The 21,803-nt window shown below is 63.8% G+C and carries 22 protein-coding genes; 11 read left to right on the top strand and 11 right to left on the bottom strand.

The window, feature by feature from the left end; genetic code table 11:
• Positions 1-263 precede the first annotated feature (263 nt).
• The 9 genes from tssH to P9228_RS30005 all read left to right on the top strand — a co-directional run bounded on the left by tssH (position 264) and on the right by P9228_RS30005 (position 10,015).
• Positions 264-3,104, top strand: a complete 2,841-nt coding sequence (tssH, locus tag P9228_RS30045) for a type VI secretion system ATPase TssH (RefSeq protein ID WP_127216885.1) — start codon at positions 264-266, stop codon at positions 3,102-3,104.
• Positions 3,105-3,200: 96 nt separating this feature from the next.
• Positions 3,201-3,509, top strand: a complete 309-nt coding sequence (locus P9228_RS30040) for a hypothetical protein (RefSeq protein WP_278057023.1) — start codon at positions 3,201-3,203, stop codon at positions 3,507-3,509.
• A gap of 282 nt (positions 3,510-3,791) precedes the next feature.
• Entirely contained in the window at positions 3,792-4,994 is a 1,203-nt protein-coding gene (locus tag P9228_RS30035) for an ABC transporter substrate-binding protein (protein ID WP_095823900.1), read from the top strand.
• 80 nt (positions 4,995-5,074) lie between these two features.
• On the top strand, positions 5,075-5,941 hold the full coding sequence (locus P9228_RS30030) for a branched-chain amino acid ABC transporter permease (RefSeq protein WP_095800998.1): 867 nt from the start codon (positions 5,075-5,077) through the stop codon (positions 5,939-5,941).
• Positions 5,942-5,948: 7 nt separating this feature from the next.
• The gene (locus P9228_RS30025) at positions 5,949-6,929 is read left to right on the top strand and encodes a branched-chain amino acid ABC transporter permease (RefSeq protein WP_278057005.1); all 981 of its coding nucleotides are present in this window, start codon (positions 5,949-5,951) and stop codon (positions 6,927-6,929) included.
• Between the two features lie 3 nt (positions 6,930-6,932).
• Entirely contained in the window at positions 6,933-7,712 is a 780-nt protein-coding gene (locus P9228_RS30020) for an ABC transporter ATP-binding protein (RefSeq protein WP_095800997.1), read from the top strand.
• Positions 7,709-8,431, top strand: a complete 723-nt coding sequence (locus tag P9228_RS30015) for an ABC transporter ATP-binding protein (RefSeq protein ID WP_066989044.1) — start codon at positions 7,709-7,711, stop codon at positions 8,429-8,431. The genes P9228_RS30020 and P9228_RS30015 overlap by 4 nt, the downstream gene beginning before the upstream one ends.
• 11 nt (positions 8,432-8,442) lie before the next feature.
• Positions 8,443-9,189, top strand: coding sequence for an aspartate/glutamate racemase family protein (locus tag P9228_RS30010; RefSeq protein WP_095823899.1), 747 nt, complete (start codon positions 8,443-8,445; stop codon positions 9,187-9,189).
• 118 nt (positions 9,190-9,307) lie between these two features.
• Positions 9,308-10,015, top strand: a complete 708-nt coding sequence (locus P9228_RS30005) for a GntR family transcriptional regulator (protein ID WP_095823898.1) — start codon at positions 9,308-9,310, stop codon at positions 10,013-10,015.
• Between the two features lie 34 nt (positions 10,016-10,049).
• Here the strand turns inward: P9228_RS30005 and P9228_RS30000 are convergent, their stop codons facing one another.
• Complete coding sequence (locus tag P9228_RS30000; RefSeq protein ID WP_278057004.1) at positions 10,050-11,006, bottom strand: LysR family transcriptional regulator; 957 nt, start codon at positions 11,004-11,006, stop codon at positions 10,050-10,052.
• 84 nt (positions 11,007-11,090) lie between these two features.
• On the opposite strand from P9228_RS30000, the gene P9228_RS29995 reads away from it, so the two are divergent.
• Together P9228_RS29995 and P9228_RS29990 are read left to right on the top strand one after the other, a co-directional pair.
• Positions 11,091-11,270: a hypothetical protein gene (locus tag P9228_RS29995; protein WP_245322305.1), complete on the top strand. Its 180-nt coding sequence runs from the start codon at positions 11,091-11,093 to the stop codon at positions 11,268-11,270.
• Positions 11,271-11,282: 12 nt separating this feature from the next.
• Positions 11,283-11,840: a hypothetical protein gene (locus tag P9228_RS29990; RefSeq protein ID WP_245322304.1), complete on the top strand. Its 558-nt coding sequence runs from the start codon at positions 11,283-11,285 to the stop codon at positions 11,838-11,840.
• Here P9228_RS29990 and P9228_RS29985 read toward each other — a convergent pair.
• The 10 genes from P9228_RS29985 to P9228_RS29940 all read right to left on the bottom strand — a co-directional run bounded on the left by P9228_RS29985 (position 11,806) and on the right by P9228_RS29940 (position 21,572).
• Positions 11,806-12,864: an ROK family protein gene (locus P9228_RS29985; protein WP_278057003.1), complete on the bottom strand. Its 1,059-nt coding sequence runs from the start codon at positions 12,862-12,864 to the stop codon at positions 11,806-11,808. The genes P9228_RS29990 and P9228_RS29985 overlap by 35 nt on opposite strands.
• The gene (locus P9228_RS29980; RefSeq protein WP_095823897.1) at positions 12,864-13,586 is read right to left on the bottom strand and encodes a ribulose-phosphate 3-epimerase; all 723 of its coding nucleotides are present in this window, start codon (positions 13,584-13,586) and stop codon (positions 12,864-12,866) included. Before P9228_RS29980 ends, P9228_RS29985 begins: the two co-directional genes overlap by 1 nt.
• Positions 13,583-14,401: an alpha/beta hydrolase gene (locus tag P9228_RS29975; RefSeq protein WP_095823896.1), complete on the bottom strand. Its 819-nt coding sequence runs from the start codon at positions 14,399-14,401 to the stop codon at positions 13,583-13,585. The genes P9228_RS29980 and P9228_RS29975 overlap by 4 nt, the downstream gene beginning before the upstream one ends.
• Complete coding sequence (locus tag P9228_RS29970) at positions 14,401-15,219, bottom strand: sugar phosphate isomerase/epimerase (protein WP_095823895.1); 819 nt, start codon at positions 15,217-15,219, stop codon at positions 14,401-14,403. The genes P9228_RS29975 and P9228_RS29970 overlap by 1 nt, the downstream gene beginning before the upstream one ends.
• Positions 15,219-16,295 (bottom strand): Gfo/Idh/MocA family oxidoreductase, encoded by a 1,077-nt coding sequence (locus P9228_RS29965; protein ID WP_278057002.1) that lies wholly within the window; start codon positions 16,293-16,295, stop codon positions 15,219-15,221. The genes P9228_RS29970 and P9228_RS29965 overlap by 1 nt, the downstream gene beginning before the upstream one ends.
• A 4-nt stretch (positions 16,296-16,299) precedes the next feature.
• Positions 16,300-17,121 (bottom strand): sugar phosphate isomerase/epimerase, encoded by an 822-nt coding sequence (locus tag P9228_RS29960; protein ID WP_278057001.1) that lies wholly within the window; start codon positions 17,119-17,121, stop codon positions 16,300-16,302.
• 63 nt (positions 17,122-17,184) lie between these two features.
• Positions 17,185-18,027 carry a carbohydrate ABC transporter permease gene (locus P9228_RS29955; protein ID WP_095800988.1) on the bottom strand — a complete coding sequence of 281 codons (843 nt, stop codon included), beginning with the start codon at positions 18,025-18,027 and terminating at the stop codon, positions 17,185-17,187.
• Positions 18,028-18,032: 5 nt separating this feature from the next.
• Complete coding sequence (locus P9228_RS29950; protein ID WP_095823892.1) at positions 18,033-18,929, bottom strand: sugar ABC transporter permease; 897 nt, start codon at positions 18,927-18,929, stop codon at positions 18,033-18,035.
• A gap of 129 nt (positions 18,930-19,058) precedes the next feature.
• Positions 19,059-20,306 (bottom strand): sugar ABC transporter substrate-binding protein, encoded by a 1,248-nt coding sequence (locus P9228_RS29945; RefSeq protein ID WP_278057000.1) that lies wholly within the window; start codon positions 20,304-20,306, stop codon positions 19,059-19,061.
• Between the two features lie 120 nt (positions 20,307-20,426).
• The gene (locus P9228_RS29940; RefSeq protein WP_278056999.1) at positions 20,427-21,572 is read right to left on the bottom strand and encodes an ABC transporter ATP-binding protein; all 1,146 of its coding nucleotides are present in this window, start codon (positions 21,570-21,572) and stop codon (positions 20,427-20,429) included.
• Positions 21,573-21,803: the final 231 nt, after the last annotated feature.

The following is a 21,803-nucleotide window of genomic DNA, read 5'->3' as shown; positions in this document are numbered from 1 at the left end:
ATTGAGCAGCTGCTCAAAAACTAACGGATGCTAAACGCGACCGTTTCTTTCAGCAAAACCCATTGCGCGATTGCCGGGCCGGGTATGTGAAATGGCTCGCATAGCCCGCACCGCAATCCGGTATTTCTTGCACGACATTGCAGAGCTTGTGTAACCGGGCAGTGCCGCCCGGATGGATCCAAACGCCTTATCCGTCACACGGCTTTGTCAAGCCGCCGCTTATATGGCAGGGTACGGTTGGCAGATTGCGGGAGCAGGTTCGAATGGAACAGCGCCGGTCATCGCAGAGCTTCAAGCGTAAGGAACTGGTCGCCAAGCTCAACGCCACGGGGGTGCGCGCCTTCAAGGCCGCGGCCGACACGGCCAAGCTGCGCGGCAATCCTTATGTGGAGCTCGTCCACTTCATCCAGCAACTGGTGCTGTCCGAGCGCTCGGACGTGCAGATGATCATCGGCGATGCCGGGTTGGACGTCAGCCGGCTGACGGCTGACATGACCCGGGCCATCGACAAGCTGCCTTACGGCGCGACCTCCGTCGAGGAATTCTCCGATCACATCTTCCACGCCATCCAGGAAGGCTGGAACCTGGCGACGCTGGAGTTCGGCGTCGAGGAGGTGCGCAGCGCCCATATCCTGCTGGCCTGCCTGAGGACGCCGGTACTGGAAGGCCTGGTGTCGAAAATCAGCGCCGAATTCGACAAAATCGATGCCGACGGCGTCGTTTCCCGTTTCGCCGATGTCACCGAAGGCTCGCTCGAAGCCGGCACACCTCCCGCCTCTGCCGCCGCCGAACAGCCGATGAAGCGCGGTGCGGGCGGAGATTCGGCGCTGGCCAAATACGCGACCGACCTCACGCTGCGCGCCCGCGACGGCAAGATCGATCCGGTCGTCGGCCGCGACCCGGAAATCCGGCAGATCGTCGACATCCTCATGCGTCGCCGCCAAAACAACCCGATCCTGACCGGCGAGGCCGGCGTCGGCAAGACGGCGGTGGTCGAAGGATTTGCGCTCCGCATCGCCCAGGGCGACGTGCCGCCGACGCTTGAGAATGTCAGCGTGCGCATGCTCGATGTCGGGCTGATGCAGGCGGGCGCCAGCGTCAAGGGCGAGTTCGAGAAGCGGCTGAAGGCGGTCATCGACGAGGTTCAGGCCTCCGAGGTGCCGGTCATCCTGTTCATCGACGAGGCGCATACGCTGATCGGCGCCGGCGGTGCCGCGGGCACCGGCGACGCCGCCAATCTTTTGAAGCCGGCGCTGGCGCGCGGCGAGCTGCGCACCATTGCCGCCACGACCTGGGCCGAATACAAGCAGCATATCGAGAAGGACCCGGCGCTGACGCGCCGCTTCCAGGTGGTCAAGATCGAGGAGCCGTCGGAAGCTGTGGCCGTGCTGATGCTGCGCGGCGTCGCCGGCGTCCTGGAGCAGCACCACAAGGTCCAGATACTGGACGAGGCGATCGAGGCGGCGGTCGCGCTCTCGCACCGCTACATTCCGGCCAGGCAACTGCCGGACAAGGCCGTCAGCCTGCTCGACACGGCTTGCGCGCGCGTTGCGGTCTCGCAGCATGCGACGCCAGCCGAGGTCGAGGACATTCTGCGCCGCCGCCAGGCGCTGGAGGTCGAGAGTGGCATCATCGGCCGCGAGGCGGCGATCGGCATCGAGGTCGCCGACCGTCAGGCTCGCGTCGATGCCGGGCTGGCGGAAACCGAGACCACCTTAGCCGCCGCCCAGGCGCGCTGGGATCGCGAGAAAGCACTGGTCGCCGAGATTCTTGACCTGCGCGCTAAACTACGCGGTGAAGGCGTGCCGCTCGATGCGGCGGGGGGGGAGGCCGGGGAGGAAACCGTAGCGGCTGAGCCGGCTGCGTCCGAAACTCCCGAAGCAAAGGCGCCCGAGAGCAAGGCGGCTGAAACCAAGCCCGCGAAATCCAAGGGCTCGAAAGCCAAGGCGGCGAAGGGCGAGGCGGTCGAACCCGAGGCGGTCGTCGGAGAGACGATCGCCGAGGGATCGGCCGGTTCGTCTGCCGATCTCGCGCGGCTGCGCGAGCTGATGGCGGAGCTTGCCGCGGCGCAGGGCGAGACGCCGCTGATCCTGCCTTCGGTCGATCGCAATGCGGTCGCCGCCGTGGTGCAGGATTGGACCGGCATCCCGACCGGACGGATGCTGTCCAGCCAGACCGAGAAAGCGCTCAGGCTGGCCGCGACCCTTTCGGAACGCGTGGTCGGCCAGGATCACGCGATGGAGATGATCGCCAAACGTGTCCAGACCAGCCGCGCCGGCCTTGGCGCGCCGGAAAAGCCGGTCGGCGTATTCCTGCTCTGCGGCCCCTCCGGCGTCGGCAAGACCGAGACCGCGCTGGCGCTTGCCGAGACGCTTTATGGCGGCGAGCAGAACCTGATCTCGATCAACATGTCCGAGTTCCAGGAAGCGCATACCGTCTCGACGCTCAAGGGCGCGCCGCCCGGCTATGTCGGTTACGGCAAGGGCGGCATCCTGACCGAGGCGGTGCGCAGAAAACCCTATTCGGTGATCCTGCTCGACGAGGTCGAGAAGGCGCATCCGGACGTCCACGAGATCTTCTTCCAGGTTTTCGACAAGGGCATGATGGACGACAGCGAGGGCCGACGCATCGATTTCAAGAATACGCTGATCCTGCTCACCTCGAATGTCGGCTCCGACGTCATCATGGACCGCACCAAGAACGGCACCGTGCGGACCGGCATCGACGATCTCGACGCGGCCCTGCGCACGCCGCTGCTGAAAGTTTTCCCGGCCGCCTTCCTCGGTAGGGTGGTCACCATACCCTATTATCCGCTGTCGGATTCGATGATCGAGGCGATCGCCCGCCATCAGTTCGGCAAGATCGCGCGGCGGCTTAAAGCGACCAACGATGCCGAACTGGTCATCGGCGACGGCGTCATGGACCTGGTCAAGGCGCGCTGCACCGAGATCGAGTCCGGCGGCCGCATGATCGACGCCATCCTCACCAACACGCTGCTGCCGGAGCTTAGCCGCGGCGTGCTCAACCGCTCGCTGGAGGGTGCGAAGATGACGAAGGTCACCGTCGGCGCGTCCAAGGAAGGTTTTACCTACTCCTTCGAGTAGCCGCAGCAACTCCGGGGAAGGAGTGTAGCGCCCAATCGGGCCAAGCTATTTTGAATGTGGAGTCGGGGAACTTTTGCTCCGCTGGCGATTTTGGATATGCTGCTGATCCGAATGGCCGGAAGGGTGCCGCCGATGACGAAAAACCTTGCGATCTCCGCTCTCGTTCTGGCCACGGCCATTGGCGTGTCCGGCGCGACGTTCGCCGGCGACCGGCAGCTCAAGCGCCCGGTCGAGCAGGAGCGCTACGTTCCGGCCCAAGGCGACCTCATCGACATCCTGTTCGGCGGACCGCGCTACTATGACGCCATGCTGGTCACTTCGGCGGCCGGCGCATGTTCGTACCACCGGAGGGGGCCGGACGCGAACGCGCTGAACAAAATCAACGACCATCACTGCGGAAAATAAAGTCTGCCCCGCGCCATTCGTACGGGCCAGCCGTCGGCAAGCCGCGACCGCCTCCATTGATCATGCCGCGAACTGATCGTTCGCCGAGGTGGCTGGCCGTTCGGACAGCCAGTCCTCAGCCTGGCCCGCGGTTGGGCCGCTCTGCCGTCGCACACATTCAGCCCAAACATTGTATACAATAACAAAGAAATCTGTTGACAATCTGTCCCAGGCGGCTTCCCATAGGCTATCCGCGCAGCCAATGAGCAAAAACAAAAGCGCGATAACCAGAAGGGAACCGATATGATCAACCGACGCTCGACTTTGAAATCGCTGGTGCTTGGCGCCGTCTCGACCCTGGCCATGGCCGCCATAGGCATCCCGTCCGCGCAGGCTGAAAACAAGGAACTGAAGATCGGCTTTGTTGGTGTCACCAGCGGTCCCGCCGCCGCCTGGGGCACGTCCAATGTGCGCTCGATGCAGACGCGCGCCGCCTGGCTCAACGAAAAAGGCGGCGTCAAGATCGGCGACGACACCTACAACATCAACATCGTCACCTTCGACGACCAGAAGGATCCCAAGCGCGCCATCGCCGGCATGGAGAAGATGGCGCAGGAGGGCATCCACTATGTCGTCGGACCCAATGTCGATGACGGCGCTGCTGCGGTGCGCCCTGTCGCCGAGGCCAACGGCATCATCTATTTCCCCTACGCCTTCCCGAAGGCGCTCTACCAGAAGCCGGCCTCGAACGCCGTGCTCGGCATGATCGCCAACTACCAGTCGGGCCCGGCGATCTATAAATACCTCAAGGAAAACAAGGGCGTGAAGACGATCGCCTTCGTCGCCGCGAACGAATCCGACCCGCTCAGCCAGCGTGACAGCGGCGTCGAGGCGGCCAAGGCGCTCGGGCTCGACGTCGTCGCGCAGAACGACACATACCAGAACGACACCCGCGACTTCACGCCGGTGCTGACCCCGATCGTCGCGCTGAAGCCCGATCTGCTGGTGCTGTCCGGCGTGGCGCCGGCCAACGCGCCGCTGCTCATCCGCGCCGCCCGCGAGCTCGGCTTCGAGGGCTTGATCTCGACCGAGACGGCGCAGGACGCCAAGGTTCTGGAGGAGGGCGCCGGCGAATACGCCAACGGCTTCATCTCCGTCGGCGGTGCCTCGACGCCGGAGATCGCTTCCGACGAGATGAAGGAGTTCGTCGCCCGCTACACCAAGATGTTCGGCGAGTATAACGACGAGTCCAATACCAAGGTTTACGCTTTGGAGTACATCATCGAGACGATGAAGGCCAATCCGGCCGCTATCAACAATGTCGACGAATTCAAGAAGACCATGGACACCTTCTCGGCGCCCAACCCCTTCCTCAAGGGCGACGCCAAGCTGAGCTATGTCGGCGCGACCTCCTTCGGCCAGAAGCGTCAGCTAGCCGTGCCGATGGTGGTCAACGAATACAAGGACGGCGCTTTCCAGACCCTGTTCGTCGGCTCCGTCGACTAGGTTTGGGTTCCTAAGGTTACTTCCTCCCGAATGCCGGGGGTCCGGGCGATGCTCGGACCCCGCGGAAGATCGAAGGATCCATGGAACAGGTCATCGCCAACGGATTGTATCTCGGCGCCCAGTACGCGCTGATCGCGCTCGGGCTAACCCTGATCTTCGCCCTGATGAACGTGCTGAATTTCGCCCACGGGCAGATGTACGTTCTGGGCGGGTTCATCACCTATACCGTCTACGGCCAACTCGGCCTGCCTTTCGTGGTGGCGCTGCTGGCCTCCGGCGTGACGCTCGCCGTCATCGGCGCGCTGATGGAGAAATTCCTCTTTCGAACGGTTATCCGCCGCAGTCACCGCGAGGAGAGCACCATGCTGCTCGCCGCCGCGACGGCCTTCTTCTTCGACGCCGTCATCCTGCTCATGTTCGGTGAGAAGCAGCGCGGCGTTCCCAAGATCGTCAAAGGCGTCTTCAACGAGGCCGGCATCATCATGCCTTATGACCGCCTGGTTGTCGGCGCTCTGGCCATCGTCTTCATCGCCGCCTTTGTCCTTTACATGCAGTACAGCCGGGTCGGCCGCGCCATGCGCGCGCTCGCTCAGGACCGTGTCGCGGCCCAGCTGATGGGTGTCAGGGTCGACCGCTATTCCATGATCGGCTTCGCGCTCGGTGCCATGCTGGCGGGCGTTGTCGGCGGCCTGCTGGTCACCATCACCGGCGTCAATTCCGGCATTGGCGGCCCGATCTCGATCAAGGCCTTCCTGATGGTGATGATCGGCGGCGCCGGCGTCGTCGGCGGCGCGATCGCCGGCGGCTTCATCCTCGGCATGATGGAATCGGTTGGCCTCACCGCGCTGCGCGAATATGGCGACGTCACCTATCTCGTCATCTTCGCCGCCCTGATGGTGTTTCTGTCGATCCGCCCCAACGGGCTGATGGGCAAGCCGTGGGGTTGATCGCGCCATGACCCGCAATCGCAACATGAAGATCGCTTCGGTCGCAGCCTTCCTGGCGATCGTCTTCATCGCCGTGCCGGCCGCGATCTCGGCCAGCGGCCGCATCGACCTCTACTACACGCTGACTTCGGTGGCGCTGCTCAGCATCGCCAGCGCCGGCGTGTGGCTCACCTTCTACATCGGTCGCATCAATATCGGCCAGGGCGCCTATGCGCTGATGGGCGGCTATGTCTCGGCCATACTGGTGATGAACCACGGCTGGTCGTTCTGGCTGACGCTGCCTGTCGCGGGTCTCTTCTGCGCCGGCGCGAGCGTGCTGATCGGTCTGCCGATCCTGCGGTTGCGCGGCGTCTATTTCGCCATGGTGACGCTGGTTCTGACCGAGGTCGTGCGGCTCTTGGCGCTGGCGCTGCCGATCACCAACGGCGCCAAGGGCATCGTCAGCATCCCGCTGCCCGGCGCGCTCTCGGTCTTCGGGCTGACCATCATCCCGGACTTCGCCACGCTGCAGAATTCGCGGCTCGCGTTCTACCTGCTGGCGATCACGCTGATGGTGGGCTGCTTCGCGGTGATGTATCGGCTGGTCAACTCGCGCATCGGCAAGCTCTGCCAGTCGCTGCAGCAGAACGAGGAACTCGCCTCCTCGATCGGCGTCAACATCGCCTATCTGCGCGTCATCGCCTATGCGGTGTCCTCCTTCTTCGGCGGTCTCGCCGGCGCCATCTTCGCCGCCATCTCGCAGTCGATCTATCCGTCGAGCTTCACGGTCACCGATTCCGTCAACTTCATGCTGAACTGCTTCCTCGGCGGCCTCGGCTACGTGTTCGGTCCGATGCTCGGCACGCTGGTGCTCTATTTCGGCTGGGACCTCTTGTTCCAGACCGGCCAATTCCAGCTCCTGATCTATTCCGGCCTGATGATCGTTTTGATGCTGGTGCTGCCCAACGGCCTGCTCAGCCTCACGGTTCCGACCCGGAAGAAGGCTTGAGCCATGGCCGAAATGCTCGAAGTTTCCGGCATCACCAAGCGCTTCGGCGGTCTCGTCGCGGTCAACAACGTCTCCTTCTCGGTGCGCGAGAAGGAGATTCTCTCGGTCATTGGTCCGAACGGCGCCGGCAAATCGACGCTGTTCAAGCTGATCTCGTCGTTCCTCAGGCCAACGTCCGGCGAGGTCCGCCTGAAGGGTGAACGCATCTCCGGCATGGCGCCGCATATCGCCGCGCGCAAGGGCGTCGTGCGCACCTTCCAGGAAACGACGATCTTCAAGAACATGAGCGTGCGCGACAACGTCATTATCGCGCATCATCTGCGCTCGAAGGCGAGCCTCGTCGGCTTCTTTCTCGGCACCGGCACGGCCAAGGCCGACGAAGCGGCTTTCGGCCAGTCCGCCGACGAGATCCTGGCGCTGCTCGGCCTGGCTTCGCTTGCCAGCGAGATCGCCCGCAACCTGCCACATGGCCATTTGCGGGCGCTGGGCATCGCCATCGGCCTTGCCACCGATCCCTCGATCCTGCTGCTCGACGAGCCCTTTGCCGGCATGAATCACGACGAGACGATGCGCATGGTGGCGATGGTGCGGCGCCTGCGCGATCTCGGCCTCACCATCCTGCTCGTCGAGCACGACATGCCGGCCGTGATGAAGATCTCGGACCGTATCGTGGTGCTCAATTTCGGGCAGAAGATCGCCGAGGGAACACCGTCGGAAATCCAGGCCAACGAGAAGGTCATCGAAGCCTATCTCGGCAGCGAAGACGAGGCGATCGGGCTATGAACCAGATCCTGAACTTCGCCGGCGTCGAACTCTATTACGATCACGTCTATGCGCTGAAGGGCGTCTCGCTCGAGGTCAATGAGGGTGAGACCGTCGCGCTGATCGGCGCCAACGGCGCCGGCAAGTCGTCGATCCTGCGCGCCATCACCGGGCTCAACCGGATTAGGTCCGGCGAGATCCACTACAGCGGCAAGCGCATCGACGGCGCCGCTCCAGACGAGATCGTCAAGATGGGCATCGCCATGGTGCCGGAAGGGCGCCGCGTCTTTCCCTATATGACGGTCAGGGACAACCTTTTGATGGGCGCCTTCACGCGCTCGAGCAAGGCCGAGATCGCGGCGACCTTGGAGATGGTGCTGGGGCGCTTTCCCCGGCTGAAGGAGCGCTTCTCCCAAGCTGCCGGCACGATGAGCGGCGGCGAACAGCAGATGCTGGTCATCGGCCGCGCGCTGATGGCCAAGCCGAAGCTTTTGCTGCTCGACGAGCCGTCGCTCGGAGTCGCGCCAAAACTTGTCCAGGACATCGCCCGCTCGATTGTCGCCATCAACCGCGACGAGAAGGTCAGCGTTCTATTGGTCGAGCAGAATTCCCGCATGGCGCTTCGCATTTCGCAGCGCGCCTATGCGCTGACCACCGGCAGCGTCGCCCTGAGCGGCAACTCCGCCGAATTGCTGAGCGACGACCGGGTCAAACGTCTTTATCTCGGCGGCGAGATCTGAGGCTGATTTTAATGCGCATACTCGTCATCAACCCCAACACGACCGCGTCGATGACCGGCAAGATCGGCAAGGCGGCGACAAGCGTCGCCTCATCAGGAACCGAGATCGTCGCTGTCAATCCGGCCGATGGGCCGCCGAGCATCGAGGGCTATTTCGACGAGGTGTTTGCCGTACCGGGCATCATCGCCGAGATGAGCAAGGCGCCGGCGGCGGATGCCTATGTGATCGCCTGCTTCGACGATACCGGGCTCGACGCCGCGCGCTGCGCGACCGAAGCGCCGGTCATCGGCATCGGCGAGGCGGCCTTCCATCTCGCCAGCCTTGTCGCCGGCAAGTTCAGCGTGGTCACCACGCTTGCCCGCTCAGTCCCCGCCATCGAGCACAACCTTGCGAAATACGGTCTTTCCTCGCGCTGCGCCAAAGTGCGCTCGTCGGAAGTCGCCGTGCTCGAGCTTGAACGGCCAGGCTCGAACGCCAGGCATCGGATCTCGGACGAGATCGCGCGCGCCATTCGCGAGGATCACGCCGAGGCGATCGTGCTGGGCTGCGCCGGCATGGCCGACCTTGCGCACAGCTTGTCGCAAGAGCATGGCGTTCCGGTGCTTGACGGCGTCGTCTGCGCCGTCACCCTGGCCGAGAGCCTGTTCAAGGTCGGCTTGAAGACATCGAAGATCGGCGGCTATGCCGCCCCGCGAGGCAAGCGTTTCGCGGGTATCTTCGCTTCGGCGTCTCCCCCGGGCGCCGGTTCGCCCGGCTGAACGTGGCCCCGGGAGATCGATCCCGCGGGATTGACCGGGGCGCGAGCGCCATTAGATTGGACCGGCCGCTGGCGATTTGGGGGCAGAGCGGGCCGCGTCGGGCCTGCGCATTGAAAGCATGTTGACGGTACTCAGAGAAGACGATCGCGACGACAAGCCGGCAGCGCGCTGGTCGCCGATCTACTATGGGCTGAGAGACGCCATCGTCAGCCATCGTCTCGCTCCGGGCACCAAGCTGCCCGAGGACGAGCTGGCATCGATCTATTCAGTGAGCCGCACCGTCGTCCGCGCCGCCTTGCAGGCCCTTGCGCATGACCGGCTGGCGCGGCTGGAGCCCAATCGCGGCGCCTTCGTCGCGCAGCCTTCGAAGATCGAGGCGCGCGAGGTGTTCGAGGCGAGGGCGCTGATCGAACCCAAGGTGGCGGCGCTCGCCGCCAAGGCGGCGGTACCCTCCGACATCGCGCAATTGCGAATGCATCTCGAGAAGGAGCATGAGGCGCTGCATGCCGGTCGCGATAGCGACGCCATCATGCTGTCGGCGCGCTTCCATGTCGGCATCGCCGAGATCGCGGCTCATTCGGTATTCACCAACTTCGTGCGCGACCTCGTCTCGCATTCCTCGCTGATCATCGCGCTCTACTGGAAACGCCGCGACGCGACCTGCGAGAAACATGCCCATCACGCGTTGGTCGACGCCATTGAAGCCGGCGACAGCGCCGACGCCGCGGCGCTGATGAACAGCCATCTGGTCGATCTGCTCTCGGGGCTCGATCTCACCGACAAGGTCGAGAAGTCCGACAGCCTCGCTGATCTGCTCCGCATCTGAGAGAGGCGTGTGCCCGGTCGATCGGTCTGATGCGTTAAGCCTGAGCCTGCCGTCCCCTCGGCCGTTTTCGGGTGGTCTCGGCGCCGCCTCGATACCTGATGTGATCGATGAATGCGCGCAGTTTGGGCAGGACCTGATGTTTTTCCGGATAGTAGAGGAAGACACCCGGCGATGTCGCGGCGAAGTCCGAAAGCAGCGTTTCGAGGCGCCCGTCTGCGAGCGCCGCGGCGGCAATCGGGCTTGGCACCTGGGCAAGCCCGGCGCCCTGGATCGCAGCGCCAAGCAGCGTGGGATAGTCGTGTGCAATGAACGGCCCGGAAACGATTGCCTCGACCGCCTTGTTGCCCTTGGTGAAGCGCCACGGCGCGACCGAACCGTTCGATCGGCGCAGGCGCAGGCAGGCATGGTGGCGCAGATCCTCGATGCGCTCCGGCGTTGTTCGCTGGCGTAGATAGCCGGGACTGCCGACGACCACCATCGGAAAGGACGGCGTCAGTCGAACCGCGACCATGTCGGCCGCGATGAGGTCGCCGAGCCGGATACCGGCGTCAAATCCCTCGGCTGCGAGGTCCGCCAGTTCGCCGCTAGCGACGATCTCCAGCTCAATCTCGGGATAGGCCTGGCAGAAGGATGCGATCATCGGCTCCAGCAGCGTCGGCACCACCGCAGGCGGAACCGACAGGCGCAAAAGTCCAGCCGGCCGCTGGCCGATTTCGCGCGCGACCTCGCTTGCTGCTATCAATTCCTCGAAGGCTGGCCGGGCGCGCGAGAAAAAACGCTCGCCGGCTTCGGTCAGGCCGACGCTGCGTGTCGTGCGGACGAACAGCGCGGCGCCGATGCGCCCTTCCAAAGTCCGCACCGCCTGGCTGATCGCCGACGGCGTGACGCCCAGCTCCGCCGCCGCCTTGCGGAAATTGCGATGCCTGGCGACGCTCAGGAACGCCTCGACGCCGTCGAGCGCGCCATGCCGGACTGTGAAGTTTTGCTTCATGACCCATGGAGATTATCGCGGATAGTTCCCGGCACAAAGCAGTCGTATCTGTGTTGTCGATTGGAAGGCTGAAGGGAAGTGGCAATGACGGACGATTTGGATCGCGTGCGGCTGCGGGCGTCGGGGCCGCCGCCTTCGCTAAATCTCGGCGTCGTCATGGGGCCGGGTTCCGCGGATTATGCCGCCAATCTTGGACGCAATCTGTTGGAAGGCCGTCTCGGTATCCTGACGGCGGTATTCGAAGCCGTTCCAGCCAATGTCTGACGGGAGACAAGAATGACGCCGGCCACGATCTTCAGCATCCATCTCCTCCTGGGCTACGTCCCGTGGCTGCTTTGCTTCGGCGCCTATATCTGGCCGAGGCTCAGGCTCATGGACCGCGTCGAGGCGCAGCGCGCCATCGCGACGCTGCACAGCTTCCGATTCTTCGGGCTGGCCTTCCTGGTTCCGGGCGTCGTTGGCCCGAACCTCCCGGCGGACTTCGCCGTCTTTGCCGCCTATGGCGATTTCGCGACCGGGCTGCTGGCCATGCTGGCGCTGCTTGGCGTGAGGCGGCCCTCGATCTTCTGGCCGTCCGTCGCAGCCTTCAATCTGGTAGGAATAGTCGACCTCGTCGGCGATTACTATCACGGCACCGTGCTTCATCTGCCCGAGCAGGCCGGGCAGCTGGGCGCCGCATACGCGATCCCGATCATCTATGTGCCCCTGCTGATGATTACGCACGTGGCCGCCCTTTATCTTCTGGCGCGACCTCAGCCCAAGACCGAGCCGGGCGCGGACAATAGGAAGGCGAGCGGTCTCAGTTCCCTTCGCTCTCCTTCATCCGTTCGATGATCGATCGGGCCGAAGCGCCGGCCTTTTCGACGGGCTTCGTCTGCTCATTCTGCACCATCGCCAGCGCCGTTCCCGGCTCGCCCTCCCACAGGATCAGGCTTGCCGCGCCGACCAGCCCGGCGCGGTCGCCGAGCTCGGCCGGCACGATCGGCACGTCGCGATATGCCTTCATGGCGCGCTCGTCGACCGTCGCCCTGATGCCGGGCGCCAGCAGGTCGAAGCCGTTGGCAAGGCCGCCGCCCATGACGATCAGGTCCGGCGAATAGAGATGCAGGAGATTGGTGAAGCCGATGCCCAGCCATTTCGCCTCGGTGTCGACCAGTTCGCCGGCGGCCGCGTCGCCGGCGCGCGCGGCATCCACGACATGCCGGGCCGAGACGTCGCCGTCGTCGGAAAGACGTCTGAGCACCGAGCCGTCGCCTGGCTTGGTGAGGCGGGTCGCCCGGCGCCCGAGCGCGGTGCCGGAAGCAACGGCCTCGAAGCAGCCGACGTTGCCGCAGAAACAGCGGTCGCCTTCGCCGGTGATGGTCATGTGGCCGATCTCGGCTGCGAGCCCGCGCCTTCCATGGTAGATGTGGCCATCAGCGACCACGCCGCCGCCGATACCGGTCGAGACGGTGACGAAGACCAGCGAGCCCGCGCCGCGGCCGGCGCCGAAACGCCACTCGCCGAGCGCCGCGGCATTGGCGTCGTTCTCCAGCCGTACCGGCAAGCCGAACCGGCGGCTGAGGATGTCGATCAGCGGCACGTTGTGCCAGCCGGCGAGCGTCGGCGGCCCGATGACGATGCCTGCCTTGGGGTCGAGCGGCCCCGGCGCGCACATGCCGATGCCGCTGACCTTTGCCTTCGGGTGTTCTTTAAGCAGCCTGTCCGCCAGCGCGATGATCTGGCCGATGACCGCTTCCGATCCGGCGCCGGCAAGCGTCGGCGCCGAGACGCGCTTGACGACCTCGCCACTGCGCTCGACCAGCGCGCCGCGCAGTTCCGTGCCGCCGAGATCGAAGGCAAGGGCGATCGTGCTCATCAGGCGGCGGCCTTCAGTCCATGCAGCCAGGCCATGCGCTGGGCGAGATTGGGATCGCCGAAAGCGAGCGAGCCCAGCACCACCGTGTCGGCGCCGGCGGCGCGCAGCAGCGGCACCGTCTCATGGCGGATGCCGCCATCGGCGGCGAGCCGGATGTCGGGCTCGCGGCCGGCCTTCCTCATCAGCGCGCGCGCCTCGACCAGCCTTGGGCAGGCTTCCTCGGACAGGCTCTGTCCCTTCACCCCGATCGAGGTGCCGAGCAGCGTCACGAAGGCCACGCGTGGCAGGAACGGCTCGATCGCTTCAACCGGCGTCTCCAGCCGCAGCACCACGCCGGCCTCCGCGCCGAGCTCACGCGCCAGCTTCACGGCGCGCAAGCCTGCAGCGCCATTCTCGGCATGGATGGTGACGAGATCGGCACCAGCCTCGATGAACTGGCGCGTCTGAGCCTCGACGATCTCGGCCTCGACCATCAGATGGACGTGGATCGGCTTCGCCGTCAGCTTGGCGATGCGCGCCACCATGTCGGGGAAGAACAGGAAGCCTGGCGTGAAGCGGGCATCCGCCACGTCGATATGGTGCAGATCGACATGGGCTTCGATGCGCTTCAGGTCGCGCTCCATATTGGCGAGATCCGCCGACCACAGCGAGAATTCGCCGATAAGCCGGTTGCGCGGCAGTGCGGCTATTGCCGCGGGTCCGGAGACGGGTTTGGCGGTCATGACGGAATGAGGCTCCGGGCATTCGAGTTGGACTGGAGGAAGGAACCGATCTGCTCGTGCAGTTCGATGAAATGTCTGGCGCTGTTGCGCGCCTTCGGCGTGATTTCGGCGAAGACCGCGCGGGGCATCGCGGCGGCAAGCGTGTAGGCGCTCGACAGCGGATGCACTGCGTCCATCGCGTTGCCGACGACCAGCGCAGGAATGTCGAGCGCCGCGACGTCGCGGTCGCAAACGCCTGGACCGTCGCCGGCGATGTCGGCGAGCACTTGCGCGAACTCCTTGGCGTCGGGCCGGTCGAAATAGCCGAGCAGCGAGGACAGATTGTCGGGCGCCTCGCGGTAGAGCCGCGTGGCCGAGTCCGATCGTGCGAAGATCGTCCGCCCTTTGTCGGCCCCGTGTTCCAGGATGAGCTCGGCGGCCTCGGTGATCGGCTGCATGTTCTGCGGTGCCGGCGAAAACGTCCATGCCGGCCGCACCAGGACCAGGGCGGCGACGCGCCGCGGATGACGGCAGGCGAGGCGAAGCGCGATCGCGGCGCCCATCGAGACGCCGCCGGCAACGAAGCGGTCGAGGCCGGCACGATCGGCGGCGGCAAGCACATCGTCAGCGAAGATTTCGAACGAGAACGGCCGCCGCTTGCCAAGCCCAGAGCCGCCATGCCCGCGGCATTCCAGCGTGATGCGCCGGAAGCCTGCGGGGAAAGTCTGCGCGACCTGCGCCTCGCCGCCGCCGAGCCCATGCTGAAAGACGACCGCCAGGCCTTCGCCGGTGTCGGTCATATGCAGCGTGGCACCGTCGCGCAGCAGCGTGCCCATCACATGAGCCCCTTGAGGAAGCGGGCGACGCCCGGCGCTTCCTCGGCCGAAAGCCCGTGCGTCACCAGCGGCCCGTCGAAGCCTGTGACCCTCAGGCGAGCGACGAAGTCGTCGAAGTCGACCACGCCTCGTCCGGCCGTGGCGAAGCGCCCATCGGCGAAACGGTCCTTGGCGTGCGCAAGCGCGACATGACCCGCCGTGCGCTCGACCGCTTCGGCAACGATGCCGCGTGCCTCGTCGGCATTCGCTCGCTCGAACAGATTGGCGGGGTCGAGCACGATGCGCAGCCGGTTCGAACCCATTTCGGAAATCAGCCGCGCGGCGTCATCGGCGGAGGTGACGATGTTGGCTTGCTCCGGCTCGATGCCGAGATCGACGCCGTGGTGCTCGGCGAGCTGAAGCGCCTTCTCCATTTCCCGCGCCATGTCGGCCCAAGCCGAGGGATCGGCATTGTCGGGGTGGTGCGCCCATTGGTCCTCGGCGTTGCGCGTTCCGGTGCACAGTGTCACCAGCGGGATCGAAAGCCTGGCGGCTGCCTCAATGACCACCCCGAGCCGCCGCAGCCCGTCATCGCGCACCCGGCTGTCCGGATGCGCCATGTTGTAGGTTCCCGACAGCGCGACGAGACCGACGCCGCTAGCCGTAGCGGCGGCATCGATCGTACGGATCGCTTCGTCGGGAACATCGTCCGGCATCGACGGCAGGCCGGCGCAGGCAAGGTTGAACTGGGTGACTGCGAAGCCCGCTTCGCGAACGGCGGCGAGCACGCCGGCCGGCTCGCCGCCTGGAAAAGTCTTGGCGAACACCCCGACCTGCATCAGACCGCTCCGGTGACGCCGGCGAGCTCAACGCGCTGGCCGCTTTCGACCGAGCGGGCGATCGCCACCATGGCGCGGATCGAAGCGAGCCCGTCCTCCACGGTAGCGCCGCGCTGCGGCGCGCCGTTGAGCACCGTGTCGGCGAGGCCTTCCAGTTGGCGGCGGAAGAAGTGGCCGTCGGCGCCGAGCGGCTTGCGCGACGTCGCGTCCTTCTCATGAAAAATGTCGACCTCGCTGGCGCGGAAATACCAGGGATTGAAGGTCTTCGCGATCACCGAGCCGTTCTCGCCATAGAGCTGGAAGCCCTCGTGCCAGTCCATGCGCACCGCAACGGTCAGGTCGAGATGGCCGAGCGCCCCATTGGCGAACTCCGTCTCGACGAACCAGCAATAAGCGCCGAAGCGTTGGTTGAGCCGCGCGCGCACGGCGGTGATGTCGCCGCACAGGAAGCGCGCCGTGTCGACCAGATGCGAGCCATGCGCCAGCATGAAATACTGTCTCAGGTCCGCCTTCGGATTGCCGGCCGGCTTCCTCGCCAGCTTGCTGGTGACGGGCAGCGGCTGCACGGCGTCGGTATTGGTGTAGCGATGGGTGGAATCGCAATACCAGGCCTTCAGCGCGAGGATCTCGCCCATCTCGTCGCGCACGAAATCGCGCGCCGCCTCCAGCGCCGGGTCGAAGCGCTTCATATGCCCGACCTGAAGCACCTTGCCGGAGCGCTTGACCGCTTCCGCCAGCCTCTCGCCTTCTTCGACGGAAATGCCGATCGGCTTTTCGCAAAGCACGTGCTTGCCTGCTTCGAGCGCCCTGATCGACATCGGCACGTGGTAGGCGTCGGACGTCGCGACGATCACCGCCTCCAACTTGGGGTCGGCGAGCATCTCGTCATAGTCGCCATACATTTTTTGCGGCTCGTAGGTGGCGCTCATGCGCGCAAGCAGGTCGGGCGCCGCGTCGCAGATCGCGTAGAGGTCGGCATTGGCTGCCTTTACGCAGGATTCCAGATGCGCGAACTGCGCGATCGGCCCGCAGCCGAGCACACCGACACGAAGACGACGGTCTTGTTTGCGGATCATCGCCTCAAGCCCCGTAGCCGCGCATGGTCTGGCGATTGGTCTTCACCGCGCCAGCCGGATCGGCGGCGGCGGTTTCGGATTCCTCCTCCAGCACCAGCCAGCCGTTGAAGTTGGGCGCGGCGCTTGCGATCTCGATCACCTTAGCCGTGTCGCAGACACCCTGGCCGAGCATCGCCCAACTGCCGTTGGCATCGACGTCTTTCAGATGCACATAGCGAATGCGGTCGCGATAGGTGGTGAGCGTATCGGCCATGTCCTGACGGCCGCGCAAGATGTGTCCGGTGTCCGGCACCCAGCCGACCAGCGATGGGTCAAGCAGGGAGAAGATGCGGTCATAATCGGCGCGGTCGAAGAACAGCGTGTTGTTATGCGAGCTTGGATGCACAGCCACCTGCACGCCGGCCTTGCGCCCAAGTTCGCCGGCCTTGTTGTAGACCTCGGCGGCGATGGCGAATTTGTGGTCGCGCGGGCCGTCGGAGACGACGGTTGCCGAGCCCATCGACACCAGCGCTCCCGGAAAGGCGGCGGCGAAGTCGATCCAGCGACCGGCGGTTTCGAGGTCCTCGCCGATTTTCTCCTTGAGCGTGAAGCCGCTCTTCGAGCCGAAGGCGAACGAGACCAGCATGAGGCCGGATGCCTTCAACGCGGCGGCGAACTCCGCAGGCTTGCCGGCATAGCGACCGATCATCGTGTCGGTGATCTCGATGCCGGCATAGCCGCCGTCGGAAATCGCCTTGATGAGATCGTCCGGGCCGCCGCCAAAACGGTCGCCGAGCATCTCCCAGGTAAAAGTCTGGCAGCCGACTTTGAGGTCTTTCACGTTCATTCTTTCATTCCTTGATACCGCCCATTCCTTGGTGTCGCTCTGCGTCTTCATGGGAGGGACGTCCTACTTGACCGAGCCCGCGGTCATGCCTGCGAGGAAGAATCTCTGGGCAACGAGGTAGATGAGCAAAAGCGGTAACGAGCCGAGCACGCTCATCGCCATCATCTGGTTCCATTCGAAGGCGTGCTGCCCCATCAACAGCTGGATGCCGATCGGCACGGTGCGCATGGACGTCGACTTAGTCAGCGTCAGCGCAAAGAGAAATTCGTTCCAGCATAACAGGAAGGTGTAGACAGACGTCGCCACGATACCAGGCAGCGAGATCGGGACGATCACCCGCCAAAGCGCTGTCCAACTGGTGCCGCCGTCGACAGCCACCGCTTCATCGAGATCGCGGGGCAAGGTGTTGAGATATCCCGTCATCAGCAGGATCGCGTAGGGCAGCGTAAACACCAGGTAAGTCAGGATCAGCGCGATATAGGTGTCAAAGATGCCATATGAGACGACAAGCCCGAAGAAGGGGATGAGAAGCGTGATCGGCGGAATCGTCTGCGTGCTGATGATGAGTGTGTTCAGGCTGCCCTTGCCGCGAAAGTTGAAGCGGCTGAACCCGTAGGCCGCCAGCAAGGCGATCAGCACCGTCAGCACGGTCACCGCTGCCGCCACGAAGTAGCTGTTGAAGAAGAAGCGCAGCTTTACCGGGTCGCCAACGATGGCTGCGTACGCTTCCAGCGTGAAGGCCTTCGGCAGGATGGTTGGTGGCAGGGCAAAGATCTCGGTATTCGACTTGAACGAGCTGCTGAGCATCCAGTAGATCGGGAAGGCCGCGAAGAACAGCCCCGCGGCAAGCGCGACATGCAGCGCGACGGTGATCAGCCTGTCTTTCGGCGTGTGCCTTTTCCTCATGGTGACTACCGAGCCTTTTGATAACGGACGTAGAACAGCGTCAGGCCAAGCGAGATCAGCAGAATGACCACAGCGCTCGCCGACGCCTGAGACAGGTTGTAGCTCGAAAACGCCAGCTTATAGGTGTAGGTGCTGAGGACCTCGGTCGAGTAGATCGGACCACCGCCCGTCGTTATCCAGATCAATGGGAAGACCTGCATGGTCCAGATGAAGTCGAGCAGCGAGATGCTGATGATGATCGGCATCAACTGCGGGATCGTGATGAAGATCAGCTTCTGGTAGGCCTTGGCGCCGTCGATATCGGCGGCCTCGTAGAAATCCTTGGGAATGCCCTGCAGGCCTGCGAGCAGGCTGACCATGAAAAGCGGGTACCCTGCCCAGATATTGGCGAAGGTGACGGCGTGCAGCGCGGTCTCGGGCGAGGAAAACCACTCGACCTTGGAACCGATGATGCCCATCTGCATGAGAATGCTGTTCACGACCCCGTTCGGCTCAAGCAGGAGGCGCCAGATCACGGCGATAATCACCGCAGTGAACAGCCAAGGCAGTATGTAGAGCACGCGCAGAATATTGCGCAGCATCGGATTGATGCGGTCGCTGTTCAGCATGAGTGCGAAGACCATGCCGATGGTCATGTGGAAAACGACACTCATGCAAGTGAAGTAGAGCGTGTGCCACAGCGAAGCCCAAAACACCGGATCGGCAAAGATCGCCTGGTAGTGTTTCAGTCCGGCAAAGGATGGGTCACGGCGCAGCACCGCGCTGTTCTGGAACGAATAGGCAATCACCGTCACCATCGGCAGCAGCATCAGAAGACCGATTATGAGGAGCGAGGGCGACAGATAGAGATAGGGTGCGACCGCTCGTTTCAGTCTGTGATGGGAGCGCTTCTGCGGGGTCATGTGCCAACCTTGAAATACGCCTTCAAGAGAAGGTGAGCTTCGGAACACGGGTCCACCGATCCGTTGTGGCCGGGTGGCCTGCCCGAAGTCAGGCCACCCGGTCGAGAAAGTGAACGGGGAACAGGCCGATCAGAATTTCGCCATCCAGCCCTTTTGAGCGTTGGCTGCGGCTTGTTCCGGAGACTGCTCGCCGGCAAGCATCTTCTGGGCTTCCACGTCGAACTGGGTCATCAGGCCTTCCGCCACCGGCAGACCCGTGAACTCGTTGGCGAGATAACCGGTCTTGAAGATTTCGAAAGCCTTTGCGAATGCCTTGTCGGACGTCACGAAATCGGGCTTGGCGTTGACGTTGCCCGGGAAGGCGTTTGCAAGCGACACGAGCTTGGCGTTCACCTTTTCACTCATCAGATATTGGACGAGCTTCCAGGCCTCCTCCTGGTGCTTCGAGCCGGCAGAGATACCGATGCCCCAGGAGGCATAGGGAAGGCCGCGCTTGCCGTTGTAGTTCTCCACGACCGGGACCGGGATGAGGTCGAAGTTCAGCTTGGGATTGCGTTTGCGGATGAGGTTCACATGCGCGAGCGAGTCGATCATCATCCCGACCCGGTCGTTGACGAATTCCTCGACCTTTTCCTGTTCGGTCTTGGTGGCGATGCCGGGCGAGATGGTGCCGGCGTCGTTGAGCGATTTCACGAAGCTGAGCATATCCACCACCGGTTTGCCCTCGAGGTCGGGCTTGCCATTCGCCATCATCGACTGGCCCGAAGCCCAAACCCACGACATCATGTCGTTCTGAACGCCGGACGGCGTCTGCAGCGACAGCGGCAGCACCCAGCCATACTGGTTCTTGTCGGCATGGGTCATCTTCTTGGCGGCTTCGAGGAACTCCGCGCGGGTCGACGGCAGCTTGGTCACGCCTGCCTGGGCGGCGAGGTCCAGATTGACGAACACCGGATAGACGAACGAAGCGACCGGGAACATCACGGCCTTGCCGTCCACCTTGATGATGTCCGCGACCTGGGCTTTGTCGAACTTGCTCGCATCCATCATCGGGTTCATGTCGGCCAGCGCATTTTGTGCGTTCAGATTGTTCACCCAAGCGCCATCGAGACCGACAACGTCGCTAAGCGTTCCGGTCGCAGCACCGACCGAGATCTGGTCTCGCGTGGTCGCATAGGGGCCGCTGACCAGCGTCACCTTGATCCCGGGGTTTGCAGCCTCGAACTCGTCCATGATTTTGCGCAAGGAGCCTGCGGGCAGCTCTGGCTCCCACCACTGCGTGAATTCCAGCGTCGTGTCTGCCATGGCGCCGGTTGCGCCGAGCAGCCATGCGGCCGCGGCCATTTTCAGCATCGCGGGTCGTATCCGAAACGTCATTTTCTCCTCCTTCTTAAGATCGACCGCACAATGCGGACGATCGTCTGCTTCATTCAGAAGTCTTCTTACGAGTACTTTCGCAGGCGCATCGCTCCTGCCTGCGGGCTCTGCGACAAATCTTCAGATCGCCAGATGCGTTTCGGGATCGAAGAAATGGAGCTTGGCGTCGTCTACGGCCAAGCGGATCTCCGAGCCGGGCAGGACTGTGCTGACCGGTTCGAATTTCGCCACCGCGTTCGAGGTCATGCCGAAATCCTGCACCGCGTCCGGATCGCCGGAGTCCACCCGCACCGCGTCGATGCTGAGATGAACGATGTGTTCGGACCCGAGTTCTTCGATCGAGGTCACCTTTGCCGGGATCGTCTGATACTTGCGGCCGGATTCGAGACTGCTGTCATAGAGATCCTCCGGTCGGATCCCGAACACGACCTTGCGCCCCGCATACGACCTCAAGGACGGCCTGCGCACGAAGGCTGCGTCCTGCAGCCGGATGGCGAAGGTGCCGGACATCAGTTCGTCGCCCGTCAGCGTCGCCTCGAACAGGTTCATCGAAGGAGAACCGATGAAGCCGGCAACGAAGGCGTTCACCGGCGATTCATAGAGTCTCTTGGGAGTGTCGACCTGCTGCAGCACGCCGCCCTTCAACACCGCGACCCTGTCCCCCATCGTCATCGCCTCGGTTTGGTCGTGGGTCACGTATATGGTCGTGACGCCGAGCTGCTTTTGCAGGCTGGTGATTTCGGCGCGCATTTGAACACGCAGCTTCGCGTCCAGATTGGAAAGGGGTTCGTCCATGAGGAAGGCGGCCGGCTCGCGCACCATGGCGCGGCCCATGGCAACCCGTTGACGCTGTCCGCCTGAAAGGTTCGCGGGTTTGCTGTCGAGCAGAGATGTCAGCTGAAGGGTTTTGGCGATCTCGTCCACCCGCTTCTTGCGCTCGGCCTTCGGCTTGCCTGCCAGCCGCATCGAAAAGGCGATGTTTTCGAACACCGTCATATGCGGGTAGAGCGCGTAGCTCTGGAAGACCATCGCGATGTCGCGGTCCTTGGGCGGCATGTCGACGACGTCGACTCCGCCGATCCGAAGGCTGCCGCTTGTCACGTCCTCCAGCCCCGCGATCATTCGCAGCGCGGTGGATTTGCCGCAGCCGGACGGCCCAACGAGAATCAAGAATTCGCCATCCTCGACCGACAGGTTCAATTGGTCGATTGCGTGAAAGTTGTTCCCATAGGTCTTGCAGATATTCTCAAGAATGACTTCTGCCATCTTCCTCCCTCCACAAGGCTAAGCCGCTCGTTTTTATGATTATTATCGGCCTATGTTCGCCTGCGAATGTTCCTCGGATAGTTTCAACTATGTTCCGGTATCGAGGTGCGATTTCAGTTCGACTGCCGACGGGGCTTTCGTCGATGCCAAGAGTTCCGTGACCTGGCCCTCGGTCGGCAGCGCCTCGCGCCCGCCACGCCCCGTTATCGACAGGGCCGCGGGCCCCGCCCC

Origin of the sequence: Mesorhizobium sp. WSM4898, assembly GCF_029625845.1 — a bacterium.
GTDB lineage: Bacteria > Pseudomonadota > Alphaproteobacteria > Rhizobiales > Rhizobiaceae > Mesorhizobium.
Note: the sequence above shows the minus strand (reverse complement) of the source record. Positions and strands in the feature narration are given on the sequence as shown.